The 4,855-nt window shown below is 68.2% G+C and carries 4 protein-coding genes; 3 read left to right on the top strand and 1 reads right to left on the bottom strand.

The window, feature by feature from the left end; genetic code table 11:
- The first annotated feature begins 275 nt into the window (after positions 1–275).
- The 3 genes from D6682_06750 (at position 276) to D6682_06740 (ending at position 3,369) form a co-directional block, all read left to right on the top strand.
- Positions 276–1,652, top strand: coding sequence for a glutamate--tRNA ligase (locus D6682_06750; protein ID RMH50502.1), 1,377 nt, complete (start codon positions 276–278; stop codon positions 1,650–1,652).
- Positions 1,642–2,856, top strand: coding sequence for an HDOD domain-containing protein (locus D6682_06745; GenBank protein ID RMH50501.1), 1,215 nt, complete (start codon positions 1,642–1,644; stop codon positions 2,854–2,856). The genes D6682_06750 and D6682_06745 overlap by 11 nt, the downstream gene beginning before the upstream one ends.
- Before the next feature lie 102 nt (positions 2,857–2,958).
- Entirely contained in the window at positions 2,959–3,369 is a 411-nt protein-coding gene (locus D6682_06740) for a lysozyme (GenBank protein ID RMH50503.1), read from the top strand.
- A gap of 74 nt (positions 3,370–3,443) precedes the next feature.
- Here D6682_06740 and D6682_06735 read toward each other — a convergent pair.
- A partial coding sequence (locus D6682_06735; GenBank protein ID RMH50500.1) for a VCBS repeat-containing protein occupies positions 3,444–4,855 on the bottom strand: 1,412 nt, incomplete at its 5' end.

The following is a 4,855-nucleotide window of genomic DNA, read 5'->3' as shown; positions in this document are numbered from 1 at the left end:
TTCGCAAGAAACCATCATCGCGACCATGGAGGGTCGCGCAAATCCGGAGGTTGCAGACGCAACCGACGGATTTGTAAGGGGATCGAAGACCGCGCTCTTCGATCCCCGTCAAGCAAAAAGTCCACGGACGGACTTTTTGCGATTCCATCAGCCGTGACGACTTCGCAAGCAGTCGGCATCTGCGGCCAGGACGGTCGGGCAACCAGCCCATGGACGGGCATGATTCGGTATAAACCAGCTTGATCAGAACCCGTTTCGCCCCCTCCCCCACCGGTATGCTGCACATCGGTGGCGCACGCACCGCGCTCTTCTCCTGGCTCTACGCCCGCCACCACGGAGGTCGGTTCCTGCTGCGCATCGAGGACACCGATCGCACCCGTTCCACCGACGAGGCCACCGCCGTCATCCTCGACGGCCTGCGCTGGCTGGGGCTCGACTGGGACGGCGAGGTCTGCTTCCAGCGCCGGCGCGAGGCCGAGCACAAGGCGGCGGTCGACCGGCTGCTCGATGCGGGGCTGGCCTACCGCTGCAACTGCAGCCGCCAGCGGCTGGCCGAGCTGCGCGCGCGGCTTCTCGCCGCCGGCGAGAAGCCGCGCTACGACGGCCACTGCCGCAACCATCCGCCGGCCGACGACGCCCCCGACTGCGTCGTCCGCTTCCGCTCGCCCGACGAGGGGGAGATCTGGGTGCAGGATCTGGTGCTCGGGCCGGTCCGCTTCGCCAACCGCGAGCTCGACGACCTGATCCTCATGCGCGCCGACGGCTCGCCGACCTACAACCTGGCGGTGGTGGTCGACGACGCCGCCATGGGCATCACCCACGTCATCCGCGGCGCCGACCACCTGAACAACACCCCGCGCCAGATCCAGCTCTACCGGGCGCTGGGGCTGGAGGTGCCGCAGTTCGCCCACATCCCGCTGATCCACGGCCCCGACGGCGCCAAGATGTCCAAGCGCCACGGCGCGGTGGCCATCACCGACTACCGCGACGCCGGCTACCTGCCGCAGGCGATGGTCAACTATCTGGCCCGGCTGGGCTGGTCGCACGGCGATCAGGAGATCTTCTCCGTCGAGGAGCTGATCGAGCTGTTCGATCTGACCGCCGTAGGGAAGGCCCCCGCCCGTTTCGACCGGAAGAAGCTCGACTGGATCAACGCCCACCACCTGCGCCACAGCGAGCCGGCCGCGCTGGTCGATGCCGTGGCCGCGGCGCTGGGGCTGGACGCGGCCGAGGCCACCCCGCCGCTGGACCGGGTGATCACCCAGCTCCAGCCCAGAAGCAACGACCTGAACCAGCTGGTCGAAGGGGCCCGCTTCTTCTACCGCGCGCCGACCGACTACCAGGAGAAGGCGGTGAACAAGCACCTGCGCGCCGCCGTCTGGCCGCTGCTCGACGCCTTCATCGCGCAGGCCGAGGCGCTCGATGCATGGCAGCCCGAGGCCATCCACCGGCTGATCGAGCGGCTGTGCCGGCAGCATGGGCTCGGCATGGGCAAGCTGGCCCAGCCGATCCGCATTCTGCTCTCCGGCGGGCCGGTCTCGCCGCCGATCGACGCCACGCTGGCGTTGCTCGGCAAGGAGGAGTCGCTGCGTCGGCTGCGCCGCGGCATCGCGCGCCTTCATCCCGATCAGGAGCCCGCCCATGCAGGATAACGTCTTCATCGGCCGGCAGCCGATCTTCAACCGCGACGGCGAGGTCGAGGCCTACGAGCTGCTCTACCGCCCGGCGCGGCAGGCGACCGACTCCTCCGGCATGGTCAGCGGCGAGCAGGCCACCGCCACCGTGCTGACCAACACGCTGATGCAGATCGGCATCGACCAGGTGGCCGGCGGCAAGCTGCTCTTCGTCAACGGCACCTACGACTTCCTCACCGGCGACTTCCCCGAACTGCTCCCGCCCGGCCGGGTGGTGCTCGAGGTGCTCGAGGAGATCGAACCGGACGACAAGGTGCTCGTCTCGCTACGCAAGTGGAAGGAGCGCGGCTTCACCATCGCGCTGGACGACTTCGTCTACGCCCCCCACCTGCAGCCGCTGGTCGAGCTGGCCGACCTGATCAAGGTGGACATCACCGTGCTGCCCCATTCGCTGGCCGACGAGCGCAAGCGGCTGGCCGAGTTCTTCCACGGCCGGCTGCTGGCCGAGAAGATCGAGACCGCCGAGGAGCACAAGGAGGCGATGGCGCTCGGCTTCCACCTCTTCCAGGGCTACTTCTACGAGAAGCCGGCCACCCTGAGCCGCAAGGGGATGAGCACCAATCAGGCGCAGGCGTTGCAGCTGATGCGGCAGGCGATGGAGGCGGAGAGCGCCGAGGAGCTCGAGGAGACCATCGCCCGAGACCCCGGCATCACCTACAAGCTGCTCAAATACATCAACTCGGCCGCCTTCGGCCTGCGGGCGGAGATCAAGTCGATCCGCCACGCGCTCACCCTGCTCGGCCTGAGGAGCGTGCGCACCTGGGCCTCGATCGTGGCCCTCTCCGCCGCCGCCGCCGACAAGCCGGACGAGCTGATCAAGCAGAGCCTGATCCGGGGCCGCTTTCTCGAGACGCTTGCCGAACAGAGCGGACAGGCCGGACACAAAAGCGACTACTTCGTGCTCGGCATGTTCTCCCTGCTCGAGGCGATGCTCGACCAGCCGATGGAGGAGGCGATCGCCGATCTGAGCCTGCCGGAGCCGGTGCGCCGGGGCCTCCTGGACCGAAGCAGCCGGCAGGGGGCGCTGATCGATCTGTTGGAGGCGATCGAGCAGGGCGACTGGGAGCGGATCGAGTCGCTGATCGAGCCGTTGGAGCGGTGCAACATCCCCGCGCTCTACATGGAGGCGATCTTCTGGGCCGACGAACTTCAGTTGACGTAGGAGGGGTATCGGTGCTCCGACGCACCGACTGCCGCAGCCGTGCCGCCGTCTGACCCCGCGGGGACGGGCGCACGGCGGGACGAGGCGCCGGATGGCGTCGATCTGCAACGGCTGAGCGCGCTGCTCATCCGCCACGAAGGGATGCGGCTGAAGCCCTACCGCGATTCGGTGGGAAAGCTGACCATAGGTGTCGGCCGCAACCTCGATGACGTCGGCCTCCGTGAGGAGGAGGCGCGTTTCCTGCTGGAGAACGACCTGCGCGCCGTCATCGCCGAACTGCAACCCCTACCGTGGTTCGCCGCGCTCGATCCCCCGCGCAAGCATGCGATCATCGACATGGGCTTCAATCTGGGGTTGCCCCGGCTGCTCGGCTTCCGCCGCATGATCGCGGCCATCGAGCGGGGCGACTGGCCGGCCGCCGCCGACGAGATGCTCGACTCGCGCTGGGCGCGGCAGGTGGGCAGACGGGCGGAGGAGCTGGCCCGGACGATGCGCACGGGGGAGGAGCCGTAGCCGCCCCGACACGCGCGCCGCCACCAAGCGTGGCGCCGGAACGGCCGCCCCGGCACCACGCCGCCGTGCGTGCCTCACATCCCTCCTCCGATCGCCTGGGTGACGGTGAGGTTGCGCCAGATCCGCACCACGCCCGTCGCTTCATAGACCACGAGATCCAGCCGGCCGTCGTGGTCCATGTCCACCGCCACGGGGCCCCGGGCTCCGGTGCTGACCACCGGGGTCTTGGCGGTCACCGTGCCGTCGCCGTTGCCCTGGAAGATGTAGACGGTGCTCTGGGCGGCATCGGCGAAGGCGACATCGAGCTTGCCGTCGTAGTTGAAATCGGCCACGGCCAGCCCCGTCGCCCCCGTCCCACCGGTGGTGGTGACGATCGGCGCGGCGAAGGTGCCGTCGCCATTGCCGATGAACACCATCAGCTGGCCGGCGACTGCAAAGGTGTCGACCGCGGCGATGACCAGATCCATCTTCCCGTCGCGGTTGAGATCGGCCGCCGCCATGTCGCCCACGGTGATGCCCGGGGAACCAAGAAGGTTGAGCGGGCTCGGCGCCCCCAGGGCGCCGGTGCCGTCGCCGAGCGCGATCGAGCCGCTGTCGACCACGTCGAGGTTGCCGTCGCCGTTGAAGTCGGCCACCGCCAGGTGGATCGGCCGCCCCGCATCGACTCGCGGATAGCCTCCGTGCGGAGTGAGGGTGCCGTTGGCCGAGCCGAGGTAGACCGTGGTGTATAGGTCGTTGAGGTAGCCGACCACCACGTCGGTGTAGCCGTCGTTGTTCATGTCGGCCAGCGCCACGCTGCGCGTGTGGGTGGTCGAGATGAGGCCGTCCTGGTAGCCCACCGGCGCGGCGAAGGTGCCGTTCTGGTTGTTCATCAGCACATAGAGCTCCGTGCCGTTGAGCGCATCGGTGCCGACGACGAGCTCGTCGTAGCCGTCGCCGTTGAGATCACCGACCGCGAAGCGATAGGCACCGCTCAATGGGGCCGGCGCAAGCGGCACGGCGACGCCAACACCCCCGGTGCCGTCGCCGGCCATGCCGTAGACATCGCTGCCCGGAACGAGCCCGGTGAGCAACACGTCGGCGTAGCCGTCGTTGTTGTAATCGAAGGCGTGGAGATCGTCGGGCGCCACCCCGGCCACCGAGTTGACCAACGGCGCAGTGGAGAAGACGGGCGCCGGCAGACTGGTTGCCAGCAGCGGATCGGTGCCGGCCGCGATCTCCACCCCGTCGTTGACGCCATCGCCATCGGTGTCGGCGAGGAACGGATCTAGCCCGACATGGCCTGCGGTCAGATATTCACCAAGAATACCGACAATGCCATCGCCATCGGGGTCGCTTCCCTCATCATCCACACGAATCTCGTCGATGTACGCACCCGGCGCAGTCCAGTCCGCGCGATGGGCAATGCGAATCTGAACCTGCTGGCCCGCATAGGCGCTCAGATCAAATGCCACCAGCTTGTAATCCGACAGCGGCGGACCATGCC

Source organism: Zetaproteobacteria bacterium (assembly GCA_003696765.1).
Lineage (GTDB): Bacteria > Pseudomonadota > Zetaproteobacteria > Mariprofundales > J009 > RFFX01.
Note: the sequence above shows the minus strand (reverse complement) of the source record. Positions and strands in the feature narration are given on the sequence as shown.